The sequence below is a fragment of the Aquibacillus rhizosphaerae genome, from assembly GCF_030282825.1.
Classification (GTDB): Bacteria; Bacillota; Bacilli; order Bacillales; family Amphibacillaceae; genus Aquibacillus_C; species Aquibacillus_C rhizosphaerae.
On record NZ_JASTZU010000051.1, the window covers coordinates 65361 to 90960 of the forward strand.

Annotated in this window: 22 protein-coding genes and 4 riboswitches; of the genes, 16 read left to right on the forward strand and 6 right to left on the reverse strand. The window is 35.2% G+C overall.

Annotated features, from left to right (window positions below; translation table 11 throughout):
* Positions 1–53 precede the first annotated feature (53 nt).
* The 9 genes from QQS35_RS16275 to guaA all read left to right on the forward strand — a co-directional run bounded on the left by QQS35_RS16275 (position 54) and on the right by guaA (position 15266).
* A complete protein-coding gene (locus QQS35_RS16275; protein WP_331490810.1) occupies positions 54–1511 on the forward strand; it encodes a family 43 glycosylhydrolase in 1458 nt (485 codons plus the stop codon).
* A 185-nt stretch (positions 1512–1696) separates the two neighbouring features.
* Positions 1697–1788: riboswitch (cyclic di-GMP riboswitch) on the forward strand.
* Positions 1789–2003: 215 nt separating this feature from the next.
* Complete coding sequence (locus tag QQS35_RS16280; protein ID WP_285933282.1) at positions 2004–3701, forward strand: methyl-accepting chemotaxis protein; 1698 nt, start codon at positions 2004–2006, stop codon at positions 3699–3701.
* A gap of 343 nt (positions 3702–4044) precedes the next feature.
* Complete coding sequence (locus QQS35_RS16285) at positions 4045–6261, forward strand: sensor domain-containing protein (protein ID WP_285933283.1); 2217 nt, start codon at positions 4045–4047, stop codon at positions 6259–6261.
* A gap of 490 nt (positions 6262–6751) precedes the next feature.
* Complete coding sequence (locus tag QQS35_RS16290) at positions 6752–7159, forward strand: Dps family protein (protein ID WP_285933329.1); 408 nt, start codon at positions 6752–6754, stop codon at positions 7157–7159.
* A gap of 269 nt (positions 7160–7428) precedes the next feature.
* Positions 7429–8796, forward strand: a complete 1368-nt coding sequence (locus QQS35_RS16295) for a TrkH family potassium uptake protein (protein WP_285933284.1) — start codon at positions 7429–7431, stop codon at positions 8794–8796.
* A gap of 265 nt (positions 8797–9061) precedes the next feature.
* A complete protein-coding gene (locus QQS35_RS16300) occupies positions 9062–10024 on the forward strand; it encodes an AAA family ATPase (RefSeq protein ID WP_285933285.1) in 963 nt (320 codons plus the stop codon).
* The gene (locus QQS35_RS16305) at positions 10024–11289 is read left to right on the forward strand and encodes a DUF58 domain-containing protein (protein ID WP_285933286.1); all 1266 of its coding nucleotides are present in this window, start codon (positions 10024–10026) and stop codon (positions 11287–11289) included. The genes QQS35_RS16300 and QQS35_RS16305 overlap by 1 nt, the downstream gene beginning before the upstream one ends.
* Entirely contained in the window at positions 11289–13487 is a 2199-nt protein-coding gene (locus QQS35_RS16310) for a DUF4129 domain-containing transglutaminase family protein (protein WP_285933287.1), read from the forward strand. Before QQS35_RS16305 ends, QQS35_RS16310 begins: the two co-directional genes overlap by 1 nt.
* Positions 13488–13532: 45 nt before the next feature.
* Positions 13533–13636: riboswitch (purine riboswitch) on the forward strand.
* 91 nt (positions 13637–13727) lie between these two features.
* A complete protein-coding gene (guaA, locus tag QQS35_RS16315) occupies positions 13728–15266 on the forward strand; it encodes a glutamine-hydrolyzing GMP synthase (RefSeq protein ID WP_285933288.1) in 1539 nt (512 codons plus the stop codon).
* 79 nt (positions 15267–15345) lie between these two features.
* Here guaA and QQS35_RS16320 read toward each other — a convergent pair whose 3' ends face one another.
* The 5 genes from QQS35_RS16320 to QQS35_RS16340 form a co-directional block, all read right to left on the reverse strand.
* The gene (locus tag QQS35_RS16320; RefSeq protein ID WP_285933289.1) at positions 15346–15888 is read right to left on the reverse strand and encodes a metallophosphoesterase; all 543 of its coding nucleotides are present in this window, start codon (positions 15886–15888) and stop codon (positions 15346–15348) included.
* 50 nt (positions 15889–15938) lie between these two features.
* Positions 15939–16292, reverse strand: a complete 354-nt coding sequence (locus tag QQS35_RS16325) for a hypothetical protein (protein ID WP_285933290.1) — start codon at positions 16290–16292, stop codon at positions 15939–15941.
* A 424-nt stretch (positions 16293–16716) separates the two neighbouring features.
* The gene (locus QQS35_RS16330; RefSeq protein ID WP_285933291.1) at positions 16717–17010 is read right to left on the reverse strand and encodes a hypothetical protein; all 294 of its coding nucleotides are present in this window, start codon (positions 17008–17010) and stop codon (positions 16717–16719) included.
* A 99-nt stretch (positions 17011–17109) separates the two neighbouring features.
* Positions 17110–17349: a hypothetical protein gene (locus QQS35_RS16335; protein WP_285933292.1), complete on the reverse strand. Its 240-nt coding sequence runs from the start codon at positions 17347–17349 to the stop codon at positions 17110–17112.
* Positions 17350–17473: 124 nt separating this feature from the next.
* Positions 17474–17953 (reverse strand): hypothetical protein, encoded by a 480-nt coding sequence (locus tag QQS35_RS16340; protein ID WP_285933293.1) that lies wholly within the window; start codon positions 17951–17953, stop codon positions 17474–17476.
* 390 nt (positions 17954–18343) lie between these two features.
* A riboswitch (purine riboswitch) is annotated at positions 18344–18446 on the forward strand.
* Between the two features lie 112 nt (positions 18447–18558).
* On the opposite strand from QQS35_RS16340, the gene QQS35_RS16345 reads away from it, so the two are divergent.
* Positions 18559–19866, forward strand: a complete 1308-nt coding sequence (locus QQS35_RS16345) for an NCS2 family permease (protein ID WP_285933294.1) — start codon at positions 18559–18561, stop codon at positions 19864–19866.
* Between the two features lie 102 nt (positions 19867–19968).
* On the opposite strand, the gene QQS35_RS16350 is transcribed toward QQS35_RS16345, so the two are convergent.
* Positions 19969–20403, reverse strand: a complete 435-nt coding sequence (locus QQS35_RS16350) for an Hsp20/alpha crystallin family protein (protein WP_285933295.1) — start codon at positions 20401–20403, stop codon at positions 19969–19971.
* Between the two features lie 212 nt (positions 20404–20615).
* Between QQS35_RS16350 and QQS35_RS16355 the strand changes: the two genes are divergently transcribed.
* The 6 genes from QQS35_RS16355 (at position 20616) to purC (ending at position 25599) form a co-directional block, all read left to right on the forward strand.
* Positions 20616–21203, forward strand: a complete 588-nt coding sequence (locus tag QQS35_RS16355; RefSeq protein ID WP_285933296.1) for a DUF2179 domain-containing protein — start codon at positions 20616–20618, stop codon at positions 21201–21203.
* Positions 21157–21384 (forward strand): NETI motif-containing protein, encoded by a 228-nt coding sequence (locus QQS35_RS16360; RefSeq protein ID WP_285933297.1) that lies wholly within the window; start codon positions 21157–21159, stop codon positions 21382–21384. The genes QQS35_RS16355 and QQS35_RS16360 overlap by 47 nt, the downstream gene beginning before the upstream one ends.
* 83 nt (positions 21385–21467) lie before the next feature.
* Positions 21468–21567, forward strand: a riboswitch (purine riboswitch).
* 341 nt (positions 21568–21908) lie between these two features.
* Entirely contained in the window at positions 21909–22400 is a 492-nt protein-coding gene (gene purE / locus QQS35_RS16365) for a 5-(carboxyamino)imidazole ribonucleotide mutase (protein ID WP_285933298.1), read from the forward strand.
* On the forward strand, positions 22387–23508 hold the full coding sequence (purK, locus tag QQS35_RS16370) for a 5-(carboxyamino)imidazole ribonucleotide synthase (protein ID WP_285933299.1): 1122 nt from the start codon (positions 22387–22389) through the stop codon (positions 23506–23508). Before purE ends, purK begins: the two co-directional genes overlap by 14 nt.
* 31 nt (positions 23509–23539) lie before the next feature.
* Positions 23540–24835 carry an adenylosuccinate lyase gene (gene purB, locus QQS35_RS16375; protein ID WP_285933301.1) on the forward strand — a complete coding sequence of 432 codons (1296 nt, stop codon included), beginning with the start codon at positions 23540–23542 and terminating at the stop codon, positions 24833–24835.
* A gap of 50 nt (positions 24836–24885) precedes the next feature.
* The gene (purC, locus tag QQS35_RS16380; RefSeq protein WP_285933302.1) at positions 24886–25599 is read left to right on the forward strand and encodes a phosphoribosylaminoimidazolesuccinocarboxamide synthase; all 714 of its coding nucleotides are present in this window, start codon (positions 24886–24888) and stop codon (positions 25597–25599) included.
* Position 25600: the final 1 nt, after the last annotated feature.

Consider the following 25600-nt stretch of genomic DNA (forward strand, 5'->3'; position numbering starts at 1 on the left):
TAAGCTAAATATAACTACAACACATGCATTTCAACAATGAAGGATGGTATTAAATGATGGGAAAACAAGTTTATAACCCGTATTTACCCAGTTATGAATATATTCCAGACGGTGAACCATATGTATTTGGCAATCGATTATATGTATATGGTTCTCATGATAGGTTTAATGGAAAACTTTTTTGCATGAATGATTATGTCTGTTGGTCCGCACCGGTTGATAATTTAAGTGACTGGAGAAATGAAGGAATTATTTATAGGAAAAAACAAGACCCTATGAATAAATTAGGCTTACGTCAAATGTATGCACCTGATATTGTAAAAAGTTCTGATGGACGATATTACTTGTACTATGCACTTAATTTTACCAGCGTAATGGCTGTGGCGGTATGTGATACACCAGCTGGTAACTTTGAATTCTATGGTTATGTGAGTCATACAAATGGGAAACTTCTATCGGGAAATAACGGGGATCCATTCCTGTTTGATCCTAGTGTATTTGTTGATACTGATGGTTGTGTTTATTTATATTCTGGATTTGCACCTAAGCATGGACTACCTGCTTTTGTTACAAGCTTTAAAAAACGTATATTTGAAGGTGGGTATGTCACTCGATTGGCAGCTGACATGAAGACAGTCCTTGATGCTCCAAAGCTCATCATTCCAAAAGTTGGTGAAGCAGCAGGCACGAGCTTTGAAGGACATGAATTTTTTGAGGCTAGCTCGATGAGAAAAATAGGGGAGACCTACTACTTTATCTATTCATCTATCAATGGACATGAATTGTGCTATGCAACAAGTAAAAGCCCAGTTGGTGGATTTGTTTACGGGGGAACAATTATTAGTAATGGGGATTTATATATAAATGGCTATAGTGAAGATAAGGGTGCACACAATTATATTGGTAATAACCACGGCAGTATTGTTAACGTTAAAGGGAAGTGGTATGTATTTCATCATAGACAAACAAATAGACATCATTATTCGAGGCAAGGTCTTGCTGAACCAATAGATATAAAGGATGATGGTTCCATCCCTCAAGTTGAAATGACTAGCTGTGGGCTTAATAATGGTCCACTAAGCGGTAATGGTGAGTATGAAGCACGTATAGCATGTCACCTTATGTCAAAGAAAGGCGCAGGTAGATATGGTACATATTTTGGCAATTTAACGTTTAAAGAACATCCCTATTTCACACAAACTGGAAAAGACAGGGAAGATAATCCAACGCAGTATATAGCGAATATGAGAGACGGATCTATTGCTGGATATAAGTACTTTTTGATTAAGGATTTAAAGGGGATTACTATACAAGTTTGTGCTACAGGCAATGGAGAAATGCTTGTTTCGACTTCGCTGGCATCGGAGCCAATTGCCAGTATTCCCATTGAGCAAACTAAAGGCTATACTTACTTTCATACGGATGTGAATATGGAAAATGGCAAACAAGCATTGTATTTTACTTACAAAGGTTCAGGAAAGCTAGATTTTAAATCATTTATTTTAAAGTAGGTTAAGGGTGTTCCAAAACGGCTAGCGTTTGGTGACACCCTTTTTTTATAGTCTAAGAAGGGGTGTAATGTCATAAAATGACGAAAAATGTAGAAAAATCATTGCATTTCTACTAATAAAAAAGTACTATTAATATGTAAGGTATGAATAAAGTCATACGTAGATATTAAAATTTTATAAGATCACGGATGAAAAGGCAAACTATTTGAAAGAATAGGACGCAAAGCCTAGGGTCTAAAGTAGGGAACCTCCCTATCATGATCGCCTGGTTACCAAACTTTTTTTAATCGTACTTTCTTATTTGGCTATTTCTGTGTTTGGGAGATAGTCTTTTTATTTGCCAAATTTCATCTTAAATGAAATTTGTTAAGCATTGATTGGGGGCATACCAAAAGGAAAAGGGAACTGAATTATTAATTTTCACTAATGAATAAACGCCTACTTGCTGAATGGAACATCCAGGAACTAAAAACTTATGACAGAGGTGTAACAATGAAAAGGCTATTAAATTTTAAAAGTATTAAAGGAAAGATATTATTTGGTTTTAGTATTATCATTGCACTTGTACTTATTTTAGGAATTTTTAACTTTATAACAATTAACCAAGTCAATACAGATACAAGTGATATTGTTGACGAGCAACTTCCCTTACTCATCGCCGATGAAAAACTGGCGTTTAATATGGCTCAACGAATTGCATTAACAAGAGGCTATATTATATACGGAGATGAAGACTATAAAAACCGGTTTAATGAATATACAGAGAGTAGCAAAGAATATCAAGAGGCTGCCTTGGAAGCTAGTAATTCAGAAGAAATTCAGGAGCTTGTTGATAAGAGTGTGGAATGGAGAACGTTAGTAGTTGATCAAGTTTTTGCTGCATATGATGCAGGTAATGAAGGGGAAGCTGAAATAATCCTATCTAATCAAGTTGAACCGCTTGCTAGGGAAATCATTGATGGTTTTGAGCAAATTGCTAATCAACGTGAAGCGATAATTGAAGAAGAAGGTCAAAATATCCTAGAAGGCGGTAAATCAGTTCTAATTGTAGGTATTAGTGTATCGATTCTTGTAGTAGTTCTTGGTACGGTTACAGCACTTGTAACTGCTCGTATTATCTCAAATCCAATTATCACTGTTAGGAATCGAATGGATGAGATAGCTAATGGGGATTTGAGTCAGGAGCCATTAGAAACAAATTCAAAAGATGAAACAGGACAATTGATTACCTCAACGAATAGCATGAATGATAATATGCGCAATTTATTACAACAAATAAACAATGTTTCAGAAACAGTTAGCACTCAAAGTGAAGAGTTAACCCAATCTGCCAGTGAAGTAAAAGCTGGGTCACAGCAAATTGCGACAACAATGCAAGAGTTGTCATCTGGATCTGAATCGCAAGCAAATAATGCGAGTGATCTGTCTTCTGTAATGGAAAGCTTTTCCGCTAAGATGCAAGAAGCAAACGAAAACGGTGAGAATATTTATGAATCATCTAATGAGGTCTTAGAAATTACAGGACAAGGTAGTCAGATGATGGATACTTCTGCTAAACAAATGGCTATTATTGATCAAATTGTTAAAGAAGCTGTAAATAAGGTGCAAGGGTTAGATACACAATCACAAGAGATATCTAAGTTAGTAGCTGTTATAAAGGATATTGCTGAGCAAACAAATCTCTTAGCATTAAATGCCGCAATAGAAGCTGCGCGTGCCGGTGAACATGGGAAAGGGTTTGCTGTCGTAGCGGATGAAGTGCGAAAACTTGCAGAACAAGTTGGCGTATCTGTTACTGATATTACAGCTATTGTAACGAATATTCAAACGGAGTCAACAAGCGTCGCTGAATCGTTACAAGGTGGTTACAAAGAAGTCGAAAAAGGAACAACCCAAATGAAAACTACAGGAGAAACATTTGCAACAATAACCGCAGCTGTGAAAGAAATGGTTAATAATATACAAACAATCACAGGAAATTTATCTTCTATGTCATCCAGTAGTCAAGAAATGAGCGCTTCAGTTGAGGAAATTGCATCTGTATCTGAAGAATCGGCAGCAGGTGTAGAACAAACGTCAGCTTCAGCACAACAAGCCAGCAGTTCTATGGAGGAAGTTGCAGATAGTTCTGATCAACTTGCCAAACTGGCTGAGGAATTGAATGGTCTTGTCAGAAAATTCAAATTGTAAAATATATTATGTAATAGTTAACAAAGCCAGTTGAGGATATTTCAACTGGCTTTGTTTTTAAAAAATTTCCTTCGCCTTATTTATTCACCTAGTAATACTATCCCCATAGTTTTAATCCAGTTAAAAAGGGTATTGTAATTCATTGTATAAAACATTACATAACTGAGTCAATTTCATAATTACCTTATTCAGTCATCTAAGGGCAATGTATCGTTTGGAAATGGTTTTATCCAACTATATATTGTTGTAGGTGACGACAAAATTGGTATTATAAAATTGATTAAACTAACAAATAATAAGAAAACTTACTTAGAGGTAGGCTATATAATGGAGTATAAAAGACATGAAATCTAACCAAACCGCTTACAAAAGATTATTAATATATATTTTTCCCCTTATTATCTTGATAGAAATAATAGGTATAGGTTGGGGGATATTTTCATCTGCTAATGAATCTTTCTTTGTGATTTTACTTCTTTTTTTAATGATTTCTACATTGGTTTTGTTATTCTTCATACTCAAGGGAACAACGGATACGAATAAACAATTGAGTATAAGTAATGAAAAATTGAACAGTATTTTTGATTCATTAGATGTAGCTATTTGGTCTCATGATTTAAAAGAAGACGTTTTATTAATTACGCAGGGGATTCAAAAATTATATGGATATAACTTAGAAGAATTTTATAAAGATCCACTGTTTTGGAAGAAAGTTATTTATCCGGATGATTTGTATGTCTTAAAAGAAAGGGAAGAGAAACTCCAATCTGGGACACCTTGTACGAGCATTTACCGAATTACTCGACCAGATGGTGAGGTGCGCTGGATTCAAGATAGAGGATTTCCGACTATTGATGAAACAGGTCACCTTATTTATTTCACTAGTGTATTATTTGATATAACGGATCGTAAAGAGAGTGAAGATCTATATCGTAGTCTTATAGAGATGTCACCTGATATTATTACAGTTTTAATTAATGAGAAGTTTGTTTATATCAATGAATCTGGGAGTAAAGTGCTTGGTGTAACTAATGACCATGACTTTATTGGTATGTCCGTATCACATTTTATTCGATATGAGGATTTGACCACTATAAAAAATAAATTAAATGAAGTGAAAACGGAAAAGGATATAGATAACTTAAGGTTCGAGTTATTGGTGGCTCGTCTTGATAGAAAATTAATTGATTTAGAAGTGGTCATTAGACCCATTTTATATGGAGGGAGATCAGCTGTTCAATTAGTTGGTAGGGACATAACCAATCGAAAAAGGTCAGATAAAATTATACATGATATGGCTTACTTCGATGCTTTAACTGGAATCCCTAATAGAAATATGTTTAAGCAACGTTTGGAAAGTGTAATCGAAACCTCGGTGAATAAATCCTTTGCAATTCTATTTTTAGATTTGGATCGATTTAAGATTATTAATGATACAAAGGGTCATTCTACTGGTGATTTGCTTTTAAAAGAAGTAGCAATAAAGCTAAAACAAGTGATTGGAAATAAAGGAGAAGTTTTCAGGCAAGGTGGAGACGAATTTATTATCCTTCAGGAAAACACGAATAAGCAAGATGTAGTAGAACTAGCAAATGAAGTATTAGGCACCTTTGCTAAACCATCAGTAGTAGAAGACCAGGAATTCTTTGTGACACCCAGTATCGGGATAAGTATGTATCCAAACGATGGGGTCGATCAAGAAAGTTTAATAAAACATGCGGATACGGCAATGTATTTGGCAAAGGAACAAGGGAAAAACAATTTCCAATTTTACTACCGGGATTTGGACAGGATTACTGCTAGAACAATGGAGCTTGAAAGTGGATTAAGACGGTCATTAGCGCATGAACAGTTCACTCTCTATTATCAGCCTAAAGTTCAATTGAAAACAGGAAAAGTAGTTGGAGTAGAAGCTTTACTTCGTTGGAAACACCCTGTTCTTGGTATGATTGCACCAAACGAGTTTATTCCATTGGCGGAAGAGACAGGTTTAATTGTACCAATCGGAAAATGGGTCTTAAAAAGAGCATGTGAACAAATTATCGAATGGCAGCAAAATGGATTAGGTACTATACCTGTCGCAGTTAATATATCGATGAGACAAATACAGGATGTAGGGTTTGTTGAGGAAGTAGAGGCAACTATAAAAGAAACAGAAATTAACCCGAGTTGTTTAGAACTTGAGATTACGGAAAGTATTATGCAAGACTTTGAAAGATCGACAATGGTCTTAAACCAGTTAAAGCAATTAGGGGTAAAGCTATCGTTGGATGATTTTGGTACTGGATACTCTTCTTTGAGTAACTTGAGACACCTCCCGATTGATAATATAAAGATTGATAAGTCGTTTGTTGACGATATTGCTGACCATATCCAGCATAGTTCAATAGTAAAGGCGATTATTGATATGGGGCATAATTTGAATTTTAATATCATTGCTGAAGGAATTGAAACAGAAGAACAATTACTATTTTTTATTGAAAATTCATGTGAAGTTGGACAAGGATTTTATTATAGCAAGCCACTACTTCCAGATAAGCTAGAAAAGTTTTTAAAATAACGTAAAGAGCTAAGAAAGTATAAAAAATTGTAGATGTAGCTCCAGCGCCTACCTAAGACAAACATCTTTGTGGTAAAAAGCATCACATAGATGTTCGTCTTAATTGCCCTAGGGTGAGCACAAAGGAATGCTACAAAAGAAAGACATCGCAGAAACAAGGTTTTTTACTTGTTTCGAAGGCGCCCTGAGCTTTTCTTATAGTATAGGAAATTATAGATTTAGTGTCCTGTGGTTAACTGACTATTGCATGTGCCACGTCCAGCTACAGCGCCTACCCCCTCGAGGTCTTAAGTCAAACATCTTTGTGGTAAAGAGCACCACATAGATGTTTGTCTTAAGCTTGTCGGGGGTGAGCAAGGCGCTTGCGCTTTTGTTCTTATTTGTGATTAATATCACAGAATTTATACGAGATTAGATATACAGTCAAGATAAGCAAATTATTGGAGGTGAGGTTATTTTGGAAAAGGAACAATTATTGGATGAATTAAATATGCAACTTTCTAACTGGAATGTCCTATATACGAAGCTTCATAATTTTCATTGGTATGTTACCGGTCCAGATTTCTTTACATTACATGAAAAGTATGAGGAGTTATATACTGAAGCTGCCGGGTATATTGATGAAATTGCTGAAAGAATTTTAACTATAGGTGGAAAACCTTTAGCTACTTTAACAGATTACCTGAAGCACACTTCGTTAAAAGAGGCTACGGGAAAAGAAGATGCTAGAGAAATGGTAGCACAACTTGTGAGCGATTTTGAACTTATAACTTCAGAATCGAAAGACGTAATTGTAGTTGCTGAAGAAAATAGTGATGAAGTTACTGCAGATATGTTTACAGGAATAAGAGTTTCATTAGAAAAACATGGCTGGATGTTATCTGCTTATCTACAATAAGATAGTAGAATTTTGAAACAAAGGACACCTTTGTATCGTATCTATTTTTAAATAGAGCGGTATTAGGTGTTTTTTATTGTTATCAAATAGGCAACTAAAAACTAATGATAACATAGCTTAGTATAGCTTTTGATTTAAGGAAATTGTAAAAAATTCTATGTTGGGCATGCTTATAAAAGTATGTTTATAAAAAAATATAGTTCATCTATTTTTATATTATGATAAACTTACAAATAGTTTGATGTAAAAATAGCGCAAGGAGCTTGTTAATGAATTTTTTCTCTAGGCAATTTAAGATTACAAAGCAATTATCTACTATCCATCTTATTGTACTGTTTTATTTGTTAGCTGTATGCTTTTCAACCATTCTTTTAAGTATCCCATTACTACATCAAAGTGGGGTAGAATTAACATTTTTAGACACCTTATTTACTGCTATAAGTGCGATTAGCGTAACCGGATTAACCGTTGTCTCTACAGCGGACACTTTTAATGCATTTGGGAAGGTTGCTCTTACCGTCGTTTTGCAATTTGGTGGTATCGGGATTATGACTCTTGGTACATTTATATATATTTTATTTGGCAAAAAAATAGGCTTGCGAGGAAGACAGTTAATAAAAATTGATCAAAACCGTACCACTCTAGCTGGTTTAGTTAAATTAATGTTAAAAATACTCCAGATTATCGTTATTATAGAATTAATAGGAACTGTCATATTGGCTACCTATTTCTTAACATACTTTGACACATGGCAAGAAGCGCTTCTACAAGGTTTTTTTGGAGCAGTTAGTGCGACAACAAATGCAGGTTTTGATATTACGGGCTCTTCTTTAATCCCATTTGCCGATGACTATTTCGTACAGTTTATAAACATGATTTTGCTTATACTTGGAGCAATCGGATTCCCTGTATTAATTGAAATTCAGGAGTTACTAAGTGGAAAATATAAAGGTAATAATGAAAAATATAACTTTTCGCTCTTTACTAAAATTACAACAATAACTTTTTTTGGCTTAATACTGCTAGGTTGGTTACTGATTTATTTATTCGAAAGAAATCAGTTTTTTGCAGATAAGTCATGGCATGAAACCTTATTTTATAGTTTGTTTCAATCTGTTACAACTAGAAATGGTGGTTTAGCAACGATGGATGTTAGTGACTTTTCGCTTCCTACTTTATTAACGATTAGTGTATTGATGTTTATTGGTGCATCACCGAGTAGTGTAGGTGGCGGTATCCGAACGACCACTTTTGCAATTATGTTACTATCTATTTTTAACTATGCAAAAGGAAATACAAGCATCAAGGTATTTGGAAGAGAGGTAGATCAGGAAGATGTAATGCGCTCATTTATCGTCATTGCAACAGCGACGATGCTGTGTGTCACTTCCATTATTATATTATCATCATCAGAAAATTTCCCTATGATTGCTATCATCTTTGAGGTTACATCTGCCTTTGGTACAACTGGTCTATCTATGGGAATAACACCTGATCTCTCTTGGTTTGGAAAATGTGTAATTATGTTTCTAATGTTTGTTGGTAGAATAGGTATCTTTTCATTCCTATTCTTATTAAGAGGTAAAGAAACAAAAGATTTATATCGTTATCCAAAAGAAAAAATTATTATTGGCTAGTATTTGAAGACCACTTGATTTTCAGGGGGTCTTTTTTAGTATTAAGATATCCCTATTTACTGGGTATGATGCTGTACTTGATCGTGATAAAGGTTCAATAATGTAAAAAACGGCAAAAATTCCCCATAAATTGTGAATAATCCGTAAATTTCCTTTCATCCCACCCCTAACTACTTGCATTGTCCGTACTACTTTGTAGTATAGTTATAGTAAGGGTATGTATGTAAATAAGTTACATACATAAAAAAAGGAGGAGTTTGGGTTTATGACGCAACAGACTATTTTGTATAACTCCAAAGTAAGTAAAGTACTAAAAAATATTAATAAAGTAATGATTGGAAAAGATGAGGCAGCAACATTAAGTTTAGTAGCCCTCCTTGCAGAAGGACATGTTTTATTAGAAGATGTTCCGGGTGTTGGTAAAACAATGCTAGTAAGAACAATTGCAAAGTCACTAAATTGTGAATTTAAACGAATACAGTTTACTCCAGATTTATTACCATCTGACGTAACTGGGGTATCTATATACAATCCTAAGGAACTAGAATTTGAATTTAGAGGTGGTCCGATTTTAGGAGACATTGTACTGGCAGATGAGATTAATCGAACATCACCTAAAACACAATCGTCTTTATTGGAAGCGATGGAAGAAATGAGTGTAACTGTAGATGGTAGAACAATAGATTTGAAAAAACCATTCTTTGTAATGGCTACACAAAATCCAATTGAATACGAAGGAACATATCCATTACCGGAAGCTCAATTAGATCGGTTTATTCTTAAATTAAAGATGGGTTATCCAAGTCCTGATCAAGAGCTAGAAATGCTAAACAGGACTTCAAAAGAACATCCTATTCACAGAGTAGACGCTGTTATGAATAAAGAGGAACTCATTGATGTACAACATCAAGTAAGAGAAGTGTTCATGGATAATAGTGTTAAACAATATATTATTGAACTAGTAACCGGAACAAGGTCCCACGCTGCTGTCTATTTAGGAGTGAGTCCCCGTGGGTCAATTGCACTTATGAAGGCTGCGAAAGCTTATGCATTTATACATGATCGTGACTATGTTATTCCAGATGATATTCAGTATTTAGCTCCATTTGTCCTTGCGCATCGTATAATCCTGAACTCAGAAGCGAAGTTTGAAGGAATTACTGCGGATAAGGTAGTGCTTGATTTGCTAGAAAAAATAGCTATCCCTGTTAGAAGGGAATTTTCTTAATGAAAGGTGAAGTTGGCTTAGCTGTAAAACTATTACAGATTACGCTTCTCTTTGCAATTTTCTTTTCCTATGCGATGTTTCAAGGTGGCTTCGTAAGTTGGTTTCTTTTTTATAGTTTTTTACCTATCCTCTTATATATGTTTCTATTACTATTATATCCTGTTTCAAAATGGGAAGTAAGCAGAGAAATGTCTAAACATTTAGTTCGTGCTGGAGATAAGGTAACAGTAACGATTGAAATGGAAAGAAAAGTCGCTTTTCCTATTTATTATCTAGTTGTGGAAGAGTTCTTTCCTGCTTCATTACAATATAAAGATTCAAGTAGAGATAAATTCAGATATATGGACGAGCCAAACAAAGTAATCGATAAAAGAAATGTTAAAAAGTTATTATTTCCATGGTTCAAACGTAGATTAACGGTTACGTACACGCTAGATAACATTCCCCGTGGCGAACATCATTTAAAAGCAATTCGTATCAAGACTGGAGATTTTTTTGGTTTTATAAAAAAGAATCATGTGTTCGAAGTGACTAGCCATCTTCTTGCTCACCCATCTCAGCGTCAAGTATTGATAAAAGAGAAGGTTAGTAGTTTCGATGAGGGGTCTTCGCCAGCACACGAGCTCCATCTTAATAATTCAAACATGGTAACTGGGGTCCGTGAATATGCTCCAGGAGATAGATTTTCTTGGATAGATTGGAAAACGACTGCGAGAAAAGACACAGTAATGACAAAGGAATTTGAACAAGAGAAAAGTTCGAATCTATTACTTGTTTTAGATGCAACAGATTACGAAGGATTAAATAAAATAGCCTTTGAAGCTCGTGTCGAATTAACAGCTTCCGTGTTAAAGTCTTTAAAAAGACAAGCTTCTCAATTAGCTTTGCTTTCCTTAGGGGAAAAACATGTGTATTTTCCCTTTAATCAGGATCCAAGCAAAAATGAACTGATGCAAACCTTTTTAGCAAAAGTTCAGCCACAGGGAGAAGTTCCGTTCCCGCAACAATTAATGTATCATTCTAAACAGTTGCCACAAGGGTTAATTACAATGGTGATTACATCCTACTTAGATCAAGACATGGTTCAATCCCTCAGCCAATTAAAGCAAAAAAGTAAACGAGTTATTTTATTTATAATCAAACCAATTTCGAAAGTTAATGCACAAGACAATAATTATATAAGACAACTTTCCTCCAATGGTGTTGTAGTCAATATTATGGCGGAGAAACAATTAATTAAAGCAGAATTTGAGGTGAGCATGTAATGGATCGTGTTGCACACAACCAACAGCTTATCTATCAATCGATCGTGTATATATGTGGTTTTTTATTATTTTGGGAATGGCTAAGACCTTTAGAAACAATTTCTGACACTGGAAGCCTTTCTATCTTTGTTATTTACGCTGCTTTTTGTTTTTTAATCTCGATGTTAAAAGTCAAATGGTGGGTTTCCATGGTGCTAAAACTGATAGGAATTGTTTTTATTGTAGATGGATTATTCATATCGGAAACAATCTTTAGCGGATCGTGGTTCTATTTATTATCGATGCATTTAGAGTTCAATGTAGAGATGATTTCTAATCAACAATGGTCTCAAATGACACCATTATTTCGTAGTTTACTATTTTTGATACTGCTCTGGTTAATGAGTTATTTATTATACTATTGGTTTGTCATTGCTAAACGCGTATTTTTATTTATTTTGTTAACCTTTATTTACCTTGCTGTTTTAGATACGTTCACTACGTATAATGCAGAGGTTGCCATTGTTCGCACATTTATTATTTCATTAGTTGCAATGGGCATTTCTAGTATTATGAAAGAACTAAATATAGAATCAATCAAACAGCTAAATTTCAAAAATTTAACGACTTGGTTTATACCAATAATCATTGTTATATTCTTTTCGACCTTTGTCGGATTTCTATTACCAAAATTAGACCCACAATGGCCTGATCCGGTACCTTTCATAACAAGTACAGCGGGTCATGTTGGTTTTGGTGAAGGTCAGTCACCAATTCAAAAAGTTGGGTATGGTGAAGATGATTCCCAGTTAGGGGGTTCTTTTATCCAGGATGAGACTCCCGTTTTTAAAGCAACCGTAGAGAAAAGTCATTACTGGAGAATTGAATCAAAAGATATGTACACTGGTCTTGGGTGGGAAAGGTCATCTAAGCTAGTCTATCAAGAACAAAATGACGGTCAGATTGGGTTAGACATGTTTGATGATACACTTGAAACAGAAGATTATACAGCTATCATTAGCTTTGAATCTGGTTCTGAACTATCTAAGGTAGTCTATCCTTATGGTATTAAGGAAATTAAAGGTAACGATCAAGTACAGTATTTACTAGATGACCAAACAGGAACAATAGAAGCGGAAGGTCCGGAACAACGGGGAATTTTAGATAATTATGAAATAGATTATAGCTATCCATCTTTTTCAGTTGATCGTCTATCTGAATCTAGTGGAGCAGACCCTGATGATATTCAAGATTTATACCTTCAATTACCAAATTCTTTACCAGAAAGAGTAAGGGATTTAGCTCAAGAAATTGTAGCTGAAGACGAAACAAGGTATGAAAAAGTGACTTCTGTAGAAAGGTATTTTAGTCGTAACGGATACAGTTATAGCACACAAGATGTGGCAATACCTGATCAAGGTCAAGATTATGTCGACCAGTTTTTATTTGAAACAAAAGTAGGTTATTGTGATAATTTTTCTACTTCTATGGTTGTACTACTTCGATCTTTAGATATTCCCGCTAGATGGGTCAAAGGTTTTACTGCCGGACAGCAGATAGATTCTGACCTTCCGTTACCTGAATTGTCGGTATATCAAGTAAGGAATTCAAATGCACATTCTTGGGTAGAAGTCTATTTTCCTGACGTGGGCTGGGTACCATTTGAACCAACGAAGGGTTTCTCAAGTCCAGTTGATTTTTATGAAGAAACCTCTAGTAACTTAGAAGATTTAGAGAATGAAACAGAACAGAATACAGAAGAAGAACCAGAAGAAGAAACAGAGGATCAACCAGCACCTGGAGTAGAAGATTTCGAAACTGACACAGCGGCTAGTTCAGGTGATTCTGATGGAGTTATGTGGAATTGGATTTTATCTGCAGCAATCTTTGTGGTGTTAATCGTACTTCTATATAGTACGCGGTATCGCTGGATGACAGCCTTTTTATTACAAAGGTATAAGAAACGGCATGATGCAAAAGTGTATCAAGATGCCTATCATTTTCTACTGAAGGTACTTGATCATAAAGGATTTAAGCGTGAACAAGGCCAGACACTAAGGGACTATGCTAATTATATAGATAAAAGATTTGAATCGAATGAAATGAGTAGATTTACACATCATTACGAGCGTTTTCTATATAGAAATGAAATAGATTCGGATAAGTGGGGGGAAATGACTGAATTGTGGGAAAGTTTAATCAAGCGGTCATTGTCTTGACCCGCTATGTACACACTGATAAAATGATATAAATCTATTAAAAAGTGTTACTAATTATATAACCTTCATATATACTCGGGTGATATGGACCTGAAAGTTTCTACCGGAACACCGTAAATGTTCCGACTATGAAGGCAGTCATCTTATGAGTGATTTCTGTCTTATTTATGAACGACAGATGTCACTTTTTGTTTAGATTTCACAACGAGGGTTTCTTGAATGCTAAGGAGATGAATGGGTATGGAAGTCAATAATGAAATGATTCTAGTTTTAGATTTTGGAAGTCAGTATAATCAATTAATTACGAGAAGGATTAGAGAATTTGGTGTCTATAGCGAATTACATTCACATCGCTTAACGGCTGATGAGATAAAAGAGATGAATCCAAAGGGTATTATTTTATCAGGGGGCCCTCATAGTGTTTACGATGAAAACAGTTTTCGTTGTGATGAGGCAATATTTGATTTGGGAATACCTGTCCTTGGGATTTGTTATGGTATGCAATTAATGACGCAACATTTCGGCGGGAATGTCAGAAGAGCGAAAGATAGAGAGTATGGGAAAGCTGACATTCAAGTTGCAGCAAATTCTATTCTTTTTGATGAAACACCAAATGCACAAACCGTTTGGATGAGTCATGGAGATAAAGTGATTGAACCACCTGAAGGCTTCACAATTGATGCAACTAGCACATCTACACCTGTAGCTGCTATTAGTGATAGAGACCGACATTTTTATGGTGTTCAATTTCACCCGGAAGTTAGAAATACCGAATATGGGAATAACCTGTTAAAGCAATTTGTATTTGCTGTGTGTCAATCTACTGGTGATTGGACAATGGCTAATTTTATTGATCAAGAAATAGATAAAATTCGTGATAAAGTAGGAAATAATAAAGTGCTTTGTGCATTAAGTGGTGGCGTTGACTCTTCAGTCGTTGCGGCATTGATTCATAAAGCGATAGGTGACCAGCTGACGTGTATTTTCGTTGATCATGGCTTATTGCGGAAAAATGAAGCGGATACGGTGATGAAAACACTAGGTGATGGCTTTAAGATGAATATTATAAAAGTTGATGCCCAGGATCGATTCTTAAACAAATTAAGAGGTGTTTCGGATCCAGAACAAAAGCGTAAAATTATCGGGAACGAGTTTATTTACGTGTTTGATGATGAAGCAGACAAACTCAAAGATATTGATTACTTAGCACAAGGGACGTTGTACACAGATATAGTAGAGAGTGGTACAGAAACAGCTCAAACAATTAAATCACACCATAATGTTGGTGGCTTACCAGAAAATATGCAGTTTGAATTATTAGAGCCATTGAGTACATTATTTAAAGATGAGGTACGCGTGTTAGGAACAGAATTAGGTCTACCTGAAGAAGTTGTTTGGAGACAACCTTTTCCAGGACCAGGTCTTGGTATCCGTGTCTTAGGAGAATTAACAGCAGAAAAAATTGAAATTGTTCGGGAATCAGATGCTATCTTACGAGAAGAAATTAAAAATGCGGGTCTTGATCGCGACATTTGGCAGTATTTCACCGTTTTACCTGATATTCGAAGTGTAGGGGTAATGGGTGATGCTAGAACGTATGATTATACAATTGGTATCCGAGCGGTAACATCCATTGATGGAATGACTTCTGATTGGGCGAGAATACCTTGGAACGTACTCGAGAAGATTTCTACTAGAATAGTAAATGAAGTCGATTATATAAATCGAGTTGTTTATGATATTACAAGTAAGCCACCTGCAACAATTGAGTGGGAATAGTAGAAAAGATAGCCTAGACGTTGATTTAACAGCGTTCTAGGCTTTTTTTATGTTTTAGTAACTATTTTGGTAACCATCACTAGAGTAACTTGTTTTCTCTTGATTTCACAATACTTAAAACTTGCTCTATACTAATTGGGTAAAAATTATTTACATCTACACCTACGTTGATAGCTCTAGTTCCTAGAATATTTCTAAGGTACTCTTTCTTCTTGTGATGAACGTGTCCATACAAATGAATTGAATTGTTGTAAAACTTATCCCATTCCAATATTGGGTAGTGGAACAATACTATTGTTTGTTTATTGTACTTAAATGAATAATAATCCTTAATCCATTCAAGATAGGAACTATCAAACTCTGGGTCGTCTAGATAATGTTCATGATTACCTTTAATTAAATACTTTTTTCCGTTCAACTGATTTAAAATTTCGTTTGCTTGTTTTCCAGTCCCACGAACTACAAAATCTCCTAAAATATAAACTTCATCTGTTTGTCTAATAACAGCATTCCAATTAATAATCATTGTTTTGTTCATTTTTTCTACTTCATCAAAAGGTCGATTGCTGAATTTAATGATATTTTCATGAAAGAAATGCGTATCTGAAATAAAGTATTTCATTAAAGAAAGGCACCCCCTTTTTACTTTAATTACATTAGTAAACTTGTTAGTTATAGATTAGTTATAAGAAAGTGTTTTTTTAAGTAAACGAATTCTGGCAATAGCAACGATAAAGCAATTTTAACCTCTCCTTTGTAAACCTTGAAATGAAAACAAGCTATGAAATCTCCAACACATTCAATTTCTAACCCGTTTATAAACACTGGCTTATACTCTCGGACTCCAGTCATCGGTTCTGGAATTAACATAATCCGATTGATATAGTACCAGTCAAAAGGGGGCTTGATACTTTTAAATACTTCATGATTTTCATCCACTGAATCTATCATTTTTAATTGCTTTGTTTTAACATTTAATAGACCAATAGAGATATCTTTTTCAAATATTACTGGCAAATTATTCATATCTTATCTTTTGTCCTCCAAATTCGATTCCTTTGATTGGCTAACTTATTGATTGCCATTCCAATTATTTATTAGGCTGTTAGAAGCAGTTTTAATATGAATCATGCCATTTAATTGGCTAGCAACTTCGCTATCCATGCTCGGATATAAATGTGAGTACACATCTAATGTTATTTGAATGCTTTTTGGTTTTCATATCTTGATAAACGCCTACGTACTTAGATTTTTCGTTTCTTTGCCGGTTGGCATGAGTTTCGCCTATTTCCACACCGATAATACTTTCAACAGCCTTTTAAGGAACTACTCCCAACCGTTTATTTCGATAAGTGTTTTTCCTTCAGCCACGGCTTGACCTTTGCTTGTTTTATTGTTTTCCTCCAGTTTTTAATAAGGGAAGGGGGTGGTTATTTCTCCCTTTTTCCCCTTATTTGTAATTATTGAATACAATTCGTTCACCTGCTCGAATATCTTCCAACATGGTGTTATTTGTTAAATAATGACGAACAACACTCTGTGAATATTTGTAAGCTATCAACGTTTCCTTTGCATATTTAAATTGCACATTGCCTGTTCCAGGAAGCACAGCTTCTAAATCCTGTATAGCGCCAACAACTTCGCTATTATGAACATGAGGAATTTTCGTTGATTCAATTTTTAGATACTGTGAATGTAGTTTTCTTAAGACTTCTTCCTTTTCATTTCTCATTTCGTTTCTCAATATTTTTCCTTCTTTCATTTTTTATTAAGTAAGTCTTTATAATCAATCAGATGGTTTAATCATGATTCTGGAGAACCCCTTATTCGATGAATATTCATTTTAAAAATCAACCCCATCCCAAGCCATATTATTTTTTGATGTTTTTAAGTTATCAATTTCATACTCATCTACTTTAGATTGATAGAACTGAATGTGTCTAAATACCTCCTTAGCCTTTTCGACACTGAACCCGTAAAAGGAGTGATTTTCCATCTCCACACTTTGTAAACTTTTAATCAAGAAATCCCCATGCTGGTAATCTTCCCCAGAACGTTCCATCTCTTGTTGATAAAAAATCAAATAGGTATTCCGTAATTTAAACTCCTCCTTACATAACGTATAGTGTTTCGTTCGATTAAAAGTCGTACTCATAACGACAAAGGGAATAAAAAATATGAAGACTCCACAAAAGAGGTCTTCGTAATTATTTATTTTCTAGCTTGATATAATACGCATATACTACCTTTTTAATAACGTATGACATTTTTGCAGGGCGAACCATATTTTCTTTCATAAATTCCCTTTGTTTTTTCTGCAAGCCCTCTATAACGTCTGTATTTAGATATAATTTAGGAGTAAGGGATCCCACGTCAATATCAGTTTTAAAATCATCTTTTCTTAACAATTCATCTATTTTTAGCCATTCTTGATAAGTATAATTCTGAGTTTGATAATATGCCTCCTCAATAATACTTGATGTAGACACTTTTAGAATGTTTGTGATTGAAACCCCAGCAAGAATTGGGTCAATAGGTTTAAGGTAATCCTTAACCTTTTTTTCAATTTCATCAATTATATTTGGTGTAATCTTATCAGTCATCTTTTCTTGTATCATGCCCTGTATTTCTTCAATGTAAAGTTTAGCTTCGTATGAAAGACGTATATTCATATATTGCCTAGCCATTGTACACCTCCGAACCAACGGTAATTGTCGTACTAATAACGACATTTTATCAAAAGAAATTTACTTTGGCAAGTACTATATACTTATTCAACTCTTTTTTTTATCACTAATTATATATAGAGGTAACTCAGCGGTAGCCATCTAAATACATCTAACTAATTTTTAGAATCCACACATAAAAAGAAATGCTCTATCTTATTGTATGTAGCGATAGATTATCTTATACAGAAGTCGAGTGGCAATAATTAAATTACTTAAAAGGCATAGATAAAGCTAATCTATGTCTTTTATTTTGGTTTATAACCGAACGTTATAATATATAATAATAAGAACATTCGCTTTCAGGATTGACTACTTGCTAGTTCCCTAGTATTATAGAATTTGTATTTATAATATTTATTTGAGAACCGTCGTATAGTTTTGGGAATATGGCCCATGAGTTTCTACCGGACTACCGTAAATTGGTCTGACTACGAAGAAGAGTAAACATTATCAAGTAATGTGTTTGAATCTTCTGAATAGTTTAAGGTAGGCACTCTTGGTATATCAGGAGTGTTTTTTTGTTTTTCATAACAACGACGCTATAAAAAAGAGGAGGAATACAGATGAAAAAGTATTTCCAGTTTGAAGAGTTAGGAACAAATTTTCGTAAGGAGTCAATGGCTGGTGTTACAACTTTCTTAGCAATGGCTTATATTTTATTCGTTAATCCAGACATGTTATCTGCAACAGGAATGGATCAAGGTGCTATCTTTACTGCAACGGCACTTGCAGCGGCTGTTGGTACGTTAATTATGGGTCTGCTAGCTAAATATCCAGTTGCATTAGCACCGGGCATGGGGTTAAATGCATTTTTCACGTTTACGGTTGTTATTGGGTTTGGTGTTGCATGGGAAACAGCATTAGCAGGTGTACTAGTTTCAGGTCTTATTTTTATAGTTTTAACATTTACTGGTGTTCGTGAAAAGGTTATAAATGCCATACCTGCTAACTTAAAGCTAGCAGTTGGTGCTGGTATTGGTTTGTTTATTGCTTTTATCGGTTTTCAAAATGCTGAAATTATTGTAAATGATGATTCTACTTTGGTTGCGTTAGGAGATTTAACAAATGGTCCTACGTTACTTGCTATTTTCGGTATTATTGTAACAGTTATCCTTCTTGCTGCTAATGTAAAAGGCGGTGTATTTTATGGAATGATTATCACTGCAATTGCAGGAATGATTGTCGGCCAAATCGCTCCACCAACTAGTATTGGTGATATTGTTGGTCCAGTTCCAAGCTTAGGTCCAACGTTCGGTCAAGCGGTTTTACACTTGAATGAAGTATTTACAGGTCAAATGATTATTGTTATTTTAACTTTCTTGTTTGTAGACTTTTTTGATACTGCAGGTACGTTAGTGGCTGTTGCTTCTAAGGCAGGATTGATGAAAGATAATAAGCTTCCACGTGCTGGTAAAGCATTATTTGCTGACTCGGCTGCAACGGTAGTGGGTGCAGTACTAGGTACGTCAACAACTACTTCTTATGTAGAGTCAACAACTGGTGTTAGTGCTGGTGGACGTAGTGGTTTTGCATCTGTTGTTACAGCTGGGATGTTCTTACTAGCGCTTGTATTTTCACCACTATTAGCTATGGTTACTTCTGCAGTAACTGCACCTGCGTTAATCATTGTTGGTGTACTAATGTGTTCCTCATTAAAAGATATTGAATGGGATAAATTTGAAATTGCGGTTCCAGCTTTCTTAACAATTATTACTATGCCACTTGCATATAGTATTGCCACTGGTATTGCGATTGGTTTTGTATTTTATCCTATTACAATGGTAGTTAAAGGAAAAGCAAAAGAAATAAATCCGATTATGTGGGTGTTATTCGTAATCTTTGTCCTTTACTTTATTTTCCTAGTTGAATAAATTATAGTAAAAAAGCTTTGACCAATTTTTGGTCAAAGCTTTTTTGGTTATTTGCATTTTGTTGATAAAGGACATGTAAATTAGTGCTAAAGCGCTTAGGCGTTAGTTATCCTCTAAATTTTTTATTTCAAGTCGACTTTTTTTAGTGCCTTCTTTAACCAATCTGTGTAGTTGAAGCACTAGCAACCCATGTTGGTAGGTTGCGTTTATTTTGTCCTTTCTTACTGGATAGGGGAGTTCTACTTTTCTCTCAAAGACCCCTTGAATAATTTCATCTTTAATTACTTCTCCACCAGAATGATTGATATCAATCATTCCTTTTAGCTCTAATGTAGCATAATCCACAAACACATCCACCTTCTCTAAATCCTTTACTCCAGGTAAATTCACATAACAGATTAATTCGTTTTCAAACTTGTATAGGTTGATCTGAGGAACGGGTGGTTTTAAAACATCTTCAAATTCATTCCAAAAAGTATCCCCAAAAAAATTATCCATGTTCTTTTTCCAATCACCCATATTTCGAAATGGATCCATTAAAATGCTCCTTTCAGATGTACAAAAAATGTAGTTGGTACTTATTATAGTTGTGGTTTCTCATGTTTGGCGAAAAAGATAAGAATGCGATATAGTGTATGCATATGTTTTTATATAGGTGAATACCTATAACCGATAATTTCTTCTTACAAGGTTAAATAAACTTAATTTGAGGGAAAATAGAATTAATATGAATATTAGGAGGGTTTTGTGTGCTGGATAATGCAATCATTATGATTATAATCATCTTAGTCATTAACATATTTTATGTTTCATTTTCAACACTTAGGGTGATATTGACATTAAAAGGTAGAAGGTACATTGCTGCGATGATAGGAATGTTTGAGATTACGATCTATACATTGGGGCTTGGCCTTGTATTAAATAACCTTGATCGAATTGAAAATCTTATTGCTTATGCGATTGGTTATGGTATTGGTGTTATTGTTGGCTCTAAAATAGAGGAGAAATTGGCTCTGGGGTATATAACTGTAAATGTTATATCATCCAATCCAGATATTGAGTTCACGAAAAAATTACGAGAAAAGGGCTATGGTGTTACGAGTTGGTATGCTTATGGAATGGAGGGCGACCGATTATCGATGCAAATTCTAACACCTAGAAAATACGAATTATTGTTATATGAAGCAATAAAGGAGTTAGATCCAAAAGCATTTATCATTGCTTATGAACCAAAACAAATTCATGGCGGTTTTTGGGTGAAGCAAGTGAGGAAAGGGCGTCTATTCAAAAATGTCAAAAAAACAGAAGAAAATCAAAAACAGCAAAAAGAAATTTGAATTACTTCCTAATGAAACAATTGATCAGTGTATCGACAGAATAAAGCGTGAAGGGTTTGTGCCAGTGAGAAGAGTAGAAGAACCTGTATTTCAAGAAGTAAAACATGATGGGCAAATTACTTATGAACCCGTTGGCAGGAAAGTGGTCTTCGATGCATTTCCAGTAGAATCCGAACGATAAAAAAAATAGTCTATATATTGTTCGATATTTATTGACCGTAATCCTAATACTTGTTATCATAGATATGCACTTAATAAAAATTTAATTAAATATTCGATGTACCTCATATAATTTCGGGAATATGGCCCGATTGTCTCTACCCATTACCGTAAATGATGGACTATGAGGGAAGATGGATCATTGCATATTGTGCGTAATTTTGGAGAGCACTTAGTCTTGAAATCGATATGGATTAAAGTTGCTTTCTACTATTGAATTGAATGCTAGCACGTTGGTTTTCCTAATGAGTATAATCACTATTCATGATTCAACGGCTAATTAACCTTCAACGTGCAGTACACAACCATGCTAATGATTATTACGAATGCATATAAGTGATTTACGTATGCCTATTCATCTTCTCTCTACAAGAGATGAATAGGCATTTTTCTATGCAAAAATCTTAAATTAGTAATGGAAACCTTTATAATTGAATGAAAATGATGCGAAATTTATCAAATTATGTTTAAGAAAAGAGGGGTTTAATGACTGATGTTGGTGTCGTAATGGGAAGTCTTTCCGATTGGGAAACGATGAAGAATACGTGCATTGTGCTAGAAGAGTTGGGTATCTCATTTGAAAAAGAGATTATTTCGGCTCACCGTACACCTGATGATATGTTCAGCTACGCGGAGGGAGCAAGAGATAGAGGGATAAAAGTTATTATTGCCGGTGCAGGTGGGGCTGCCCATTTACCTGGTATGATTGCAGCGAAAACGACTTTGCCGGTAATTGGAGTTCCTGTTCAATCAAAAGCACTTAATGGATTAGATTCATTGTTATCAATTGTTCAAATGCCTGGCGGTGTACCGGTGGCAACGGTGGCAATTGGGGATGCTGGAGCAAAAAATGCTGGTATTTTAGCTACACAAATACTAGGGTCATTCGATAAAGATGTTGCTGCGAGATTAGTAGATTATCAGATGAATATGAAAGAAAAAGTAGAAGAGATGAGGGAACAACTTGCGACAAAATAGATTGCTATATAGATCTACGATAGGAATTGTTGGTGGAGGACAGTTAGGTAGAATGATGGCTACAGCAGCAAAGCATATGGGGTACCGGGTAGTTGTTTTAGACCCAACACCTGATTGTCCAACTGCTCAAGTGAGTGATCAGCAAATTGTAGCAGATTATGCAGATATGAATGCGATCAAGCAGTTAGCTGAAAAAAGTGATGTAGTCACGTACGAATTTGAAAATGTTGACCTTGCATCAGCAAATTATTTACAAGAAAAGGGATTACTCCCCCAAGGTTCGGAGTTATTACGTATTACACAAGATCGTGAAAATGAAAAACAAGTTATGCTGGAAAAAGGATTACCTATTTCTACCTTTTCCATTGTATCTGACAGAACACAGCTGGAAGATGCACTACAAAAGATAGGCACTCCGTCTGTTTTGAAAACATGCACTGGTGGTTACGATGGTAAGGGCCAAATGAAATTAGATACAAAAGCAGATATCGAACAAGCAGCGGATTTCATTGCTAAAAATGGTCGATGTATTTTAGAACAATGGGTTACGTTTGATAAAGAAATATCTGTGGTGTTTACTCGTTCGATTCATGGAGAAGTAAGTATATTTCCAGTTGCTGAAAACCAACATAAACATCATATTTTACATAAAACGATTGCTCCTGCACGAATATCCAATACGGTAAGGAATAAAGCTGTAGAAGCAGCCCAAGTCGTTGCTGAGAGTATTGATGTTGTTGGAACATTTGCGGTTGAAATGTTCGTAAGTGGTGATGATATCTTTATAAATGAAATGGCGCCAAGGCCACATAACTCTGGTCATTATACCATTGAAGCGTGTAATGTATCGCAATTTGAGCAACATATCCGTGCCATATGTGGACTGCCTCTTGCACCAGTATTATTTCATGGTGCAGCGATCATGATTAATTTACTGGGGGAAGATGTAGAGCCATTTATGAAGAGGATAGAGGACCTTGAAGGTGCGCATATTCACATGTACGGCAAACAAGAAAACAAACCGAAGCGGAAGATGGGCCATATCACGTTTGTCGCTAATCAGTTAGCTGAACTAGACAAGATAATTGAAAAAATAAACGAAGTATAAAAAATATAAAAGTAACAGTAGGAGGAAACATATGATAAACCGCTATACTCGAGAAGAAATGGGTACTATTTGGACGGACGAAAATCGTTTTAAAGCATGGTTAGAAGTGGAGATACTAGCATGTGAGGCTTGGAGTGAACTAGGAGTTATTCCTAAAGAAGACGTTGATAAGTTGCGCAAAAACGCTTCCTTTGATGTCGATCGAATCTTAGAAATTGAGCAAGAAACACGACATGACGTGGTTGCTTTTACGCGTGCAGTATCAGAAACGCTAGGTGAGGAAAGAAAATGGGTGCATTATGGACTTACTTCCACAGATGTTGTGGATACAGCTCTATCGTTTGTATTAAAGCAAGCAAACGAGATTTTGCGTAAAGATATCGAGCGCTTTGTCGATATTTTGGCCGAAAAAGCGAAAGAACATAAACATACAGTTATGATGGGAAGAACGCATGGTGTTCATGCGGAACCAACTACATTTGGTTTAAAAATGGCTTTATGGTATGAAGAAATGAAACGAAACCTGGAAAGATTTAATGCTGCAGCAAAAACAATTGAAACAGGCAAACTATCTGGAGCAGTTGGTACGTATGCAAATATCGATCCATTTGTAGAAAAATATGTGTGCGAAAAGCTAGGACTTGCGCCAGCTCCTGTATCGACACAAACGTTACAACGTGACCGTCATGCACACTATATGTCAACCATCGCATTAGTTGCTGCATCGATTGAAAAGTTTGCAACGGAAATCCGCGGCTTACAAAAGACGGAAACGAGAGAAGTAGAAGAGTTTTTTGCTAAAGGTCAAAAAGGCTCATCTGCAATGCCACATAAGAGAAATCCGATTGGGTCTGAGAACATGACTGGAATGGCGAGAGTGATTCGTGGATATATGATAACAGCATATGAAAATGTGGCATTATGGCATGAACGTGACATTTCCCATTCATCTGCTGAACGTGTCATTTTACCGGATGCGACGATTGCGCTGAATTATATGTTAAACCGATTTTCCAATATCGTGAAGAACCTAACTGTTTTTCCAGAAAACATGAAAAAGAATATCGACAGAACATACGGTGTCATCTTTTCCCAACGTGTACTTTTATCATTGATTGATCAAGGCATGAGCAGAGAAGCAGCCTATGATATTGTACAACCAACAGCAATGAAGGCGTGGGAAAATGGTATTCAATTTAGAGAGTTGATTGAAGCAGAAGATAAAATCACAGCCACCTTAACAGCAGAACAAATCGCGGATTGCTTTGACTACACATACCATTTAAAAAATGTCGATCAAATTTTCGATAAAATTGGTCTTCAATAATTTAAAAGTTCGAATCTGGTCTAACAAATCTATTTAATGAGGTGAACTAGGTGAAGGGGAATCTTTTATACGAAGGTAAGGCGAAGCAAGTTTTTAAAGTGAAAGATAATGAAACACAACTTGTTCTTTCTTACAAAAATGACGCAACGGCATTTAATGGTCAAAAAAAGGCTAGTTTTACAGGTAAGGGGAAATACAATAATTTAATCTCAGCCAAAGTATTTGAATATTTACTTGAAAAAGGTATCAATAGCCATTATAAGAGAGCATTGAATGACACCGAACAATTAGTGGAAAAAACGACGATTGTTCCAATTGAAGTTGTTGTTCGTAATATTGCTGCAGGTAGTATTACAAGGCGCCTCGGTATAGCAGAAAAGACTGTTTTCGCTTCACCGTTAGTTGAACTTTATTATAAAAAAGACGAACTCGATGATCCCATCATCAATGATCAACATGTATTTATCTTAACAGATGCAACGGAATTAGAATTAAAGCAAATAAAAGCAATAGCCTTAAACGTTAATACACACTTAAAGGAATTCTTTACAGGAGTTAACTTAACCTTAGTTGACTTTAAGTTAGAATTCGGTAGAGATGCATTAGGTAACATCATTCTTTCGGATGAAATATCACCTGACACGTGTAGACTATGGGATAAAGATACAGGCGAAAAGATGGATAAAGATGTGTTTCGTGAAGATACAGGTGATCTGTTAGAAGTGTACGATAAGATTCTAAAACGACTGGAGGCAGTAAAATGAA

Coding starts and splice junctions, on each gene's coding strand:
- QQS35_RS16275 (WP_331490810.1), top strand. CDS start 54: ATGATGGGAAAACAAGTTTATAACCCGTATTTACCCAGTTATGAATAT.
- QQS35_RS16280 (WP_285933282.1), top strand. CDS start 2,004: ATGAAAAGGCTATTAAATTTTAAAAGTATTAAAGGAAAGATATTATTT.
- QQS35_RS16285 (WP_285933283.1), top strand. CDS start 4,045: ATGAAATCTAACCAAACCGCTTACAAAAGATTATTAATATATATTTTT.
- QQS35_RS16290 (WP_285933329.1), top strand. CDS start 6,752: ATGCAACTTTCTAACTGGAATGTCCTATATACGAAGCTTCATAATTTT.
- QQS35_RS16295 (WP_285933284.1), top strand. CDS start 7,429: ATGAATTTTTTCTCTAGGCAATTTAAGATTACAAAGCAATTATCTACT.
- QQS35_RS16300 (WP_285933285.1), top strand. CDS start 9,062: ATGACGCAACAGACTATTTTGTATAACTCCAAAGTAAGTAAAGTACTA.
- QQS35_RS16305 (WP_285933286.1), top strand. CDS start 10,024: ATGAAAGGTGAAGTTGGCTTAGCTGTAAAACTATTACAGATTACGCTT.
- QQS35_RS16310 (WP_285933287.1), top strand. CDS start 11,289: ATGGATCGTGTTGCACACAACCAACAGCTTATCTATCAATCGATCGTG.
- guaA (WP_285933288.1), top strand. CDS start 13,728: ATGGAAGTCAATAATGAAATGATTCTAGTTTTAGATTTTGGAAGTCAG.
- QQS35_RS16320 (WP_285933289.1), bottom strand. CDS start 15,888: ATGAAATACTTTATTTCAGATACGCATTTCTTTCATGAAAATATCATT.
- QQS35_RS16325 (WP_285933290.1), bottom strand. CDS start 16,292: ATGAATAATTTGCCAGTAATATTTGAAAAAGATATCTCTATTGGTCTA.
- QQS35_RS16340 (WP_285933293.1), bottom strand. CDS start 17,953: ATGGCTAGGCAATATATGAATATACGTCTTTCATACGAAGCTAAACTT.
- QQS35_RS16345 (WP_285933294.1), top strand. CDS start 18,559: ATGAAAAAGTATTTCCAGTTTGAAGAGTTAGGAACAAATTTTCGTAAG.
- QQS35_RS16350 (WP_285933295.1), bottom strand. CDS start 20,403: ATGGATCCATTTCGAAATATGGGTGATTGGAAAAAGAACATGGATAAT.
- QQS35_RS16360 (WP_285933297.1), top strand. CDS start 21,157: ATGTCAAAAAAACAGAAGAAAATCAAAAACAGCAAAAAGAAATTTGAA.
- purE (WP_285933298.1), top strand. CDS start 21,909: ATGACTGATGTTGGTGTCGTAATGGGAAGTCTTTCCGATTGGGAAACG.
- purB (WP_285933301.1), top strand. CDS start 23,540: ATGATAAACCGCTATACTCGAGAAGAAATGGGTACTATTTGGACGGAC.